General features: G+C 75.4%; 2 protein-coding genes and 1 pseudogene. All 3 read left to right on the forward strand.

The window, feature by feature from the left end; genetic code table 11:
• Window positions 1–191 (forward strand): hypothetical protein (locus MHW47_RS34950; protein WP_239227846.1); only part of this gene is annotated, 191 nt, incomplete at its 5' end.
• A gap of 89 nt (window positions 192–280) precedes the next feature.
• Window positions 281–1,549 (forward strand): phosphoribosylamine--glycine ligase, encoded by a 1,269-nt coding sequence (purD, locus tag MHW47_RS34955; RefSeq protein ID WP_239227847.1) that lies wholly within the window; start codon window positions 281–283, stop codon window positions 1,547–1,549.
• 243 nt (window positions 1,550–1,792) lie between these two features.
• Window positions 1,793–2,007, forward strand: a pseudogene (locus tag MHW47_RS34960) (hypothetical protein); the annotation flags it as partial.

The following is a 2,007-nucleotide window of genomic DNA, read 5'->3' on the forward strand; positions in this document are numbered from 1 at the left end:
GCGGTTCCGGCGCCCCGGCCGGGCCACCGCCCCCGGCCGCCGCCGTGCCCGCGCCGCCCAGGGCCGTCGCGCCCGAGGACGACATCCCGGAGGAGGACGACCCCGATCTGGTCGACTCCGCGCTCTCCGGCCACGAGCTGATCGTCCGCGAGCTGGGGGCCACGGTGGTCGAGGAGTACACCAACGAGTAGCCGGCGACCGGCCCGGCGGGGCACCCGCCCCCTGTCCACGGACCGGCGGCCGTCGGGGCCCGCGCGCCCCGGCGGCTAGGCTGCACCCCGTGAAGGTCCTCGTCATCGGCGGCGGCGCCCGCGAACACGCCCTGTGCCGCTCTCTGTCCCTCGACCCCGACGTCACCGCTCTGTACTGCGCCCCCGGCAACGCCGGTATCGCAGAGGTGGCCGAACTGCACCAGGTCGACGCCCTCGACGGCGCTGCCGTCGCGCACCTCGCCACCGAGCTGGGTGCCGATCTGGTGGTCGTCGGCCCGGAGGCGCCCCTCGTCGCCGGGGTCGCCGACGCGGTGCGCGCCGCCGGCATCGCGTGCTTCGGCCCGTCCGGCGAGGCCGCGCGGCTGGAGGGCTCGAAGGCGTTCGCCAAGGACGTCATGGCCGGGGCGGGCGTACCGACCGCCCGCAGCTACGTGTGCACCACGCCCGCCGAGATCGACGCCGCCCTCGACGCCTTCGGCGCCCCCTACGTCGTCAAGGACGACGGGCTGGCCGCGGGCAAGGGCGTCGTCGTCACCGAGGACGTCGAGGCGGCCCGCGCCCACGCGCTCGCCTGCGACCGGGTGGTCATCGAGGAGTTCCTCGACGGCCCCGAGGTGAGCCTCTTCGCGATCACGGACGGCACCACCGTGCTGCCGCTCCAGCCCGCCCAGGACTTCAAGCGCGCCCTCGACGGCGACGAGGGCCCGAACACCGGCGGCATGGGCGCGTACTCGCCGCTGCCGTGGGCCGATCCCAAGCTGGTGGACGAGGTCCTGGAGTCGGTGCTCCAGCCGACCGTCGACGAGCTGCGCCGGCGCGGTACGCCCTTCTCGGGGCTGCTGTACGCGGGCCTCGCGATTACCTCGCGCGGGGTGCGGGTCATCGAGTTCAACGCCCGGTTCGGCGACCCGGAGACCCAGGTCGTCCTGGCGCGCCTGAAGACGCCGCTGGCCGGGGTGCTGCTCGCGTCCGCCAACGGCTCCCTGGATCAGCTGCCGCCGCTGCGGTGGAGCGAGGACGCGGCCGTCACCGTGGTCATCGCCTCGCACAACTATCCGGGAACTCCCCGTACGGGTGACCCGATCGACGGGCTCGACGAGGTCGCGGAGCAGGACGCTCCGCACGCGTACGTCCTGCACGCCGGCACCCGCCGCGAGGGCGGCGCGGTGGTCAGCGCGGGCGGCCGGGTGCTGTCCGTGACGGCGACGGCCGGGGACCTCGCGGGTGCCCGCGAGCGCGCCTACGCGGCGGCGGCCAGGATTCGGCTGGAGGGCTCCCAGCTGCGGACCGACATCGCCCGGAAGGCCGCCGAGGACGCGGCGGCCGCGCAGGCCTGATCCGGCCAGGATCGAGGGCCTCGCCCCCGTACCCCGACGGGCCCCCACACCTCAACACCTTTACCCAAAGCCATTCCATCGAGTGACGGCTGAGCCATCCGGATGACGCCCGCCGCACCCCCAACTAGGGTGCGGCGCAGGCGTTCCGGCACTTGGCCCACCGGCATTGCGATGTCAGGGGCCGGTGCCACAGTGGGGGAGTGAGCAACAGCGCCGTGGGGGCAGAGGGGGTGAGGTCCAGCCATGTCCGGTACCGGTACGGGTGAGGAGCCGGGCGCGCGTGCGGCGCAGGTCCGGGCGCTCGCCCTGTTGCGTATCCGCGGCAGGGCGACGGCAGCCGCGCTGCTGCCCGCGGCGCTGGCGGTGGTGCTGTTCGCCGCCGGAGCGCGGGGCTTCGCGAGCGGCGGCGGCTGGGACGCGGCCCGCTGGACGGTGGCCGCCTGCGCGCTCGTCGTCCT

The sequence above is a fragment of the Streptomyces sp. OfavH-34-F genome, assembly GCF_022347745.1.
Classification (GTDB): domain Bacteria; phylum Actinomycetota; class Actinomycetes; order Streptomycetales; family Streptomycetaceae; genus Streptomyces.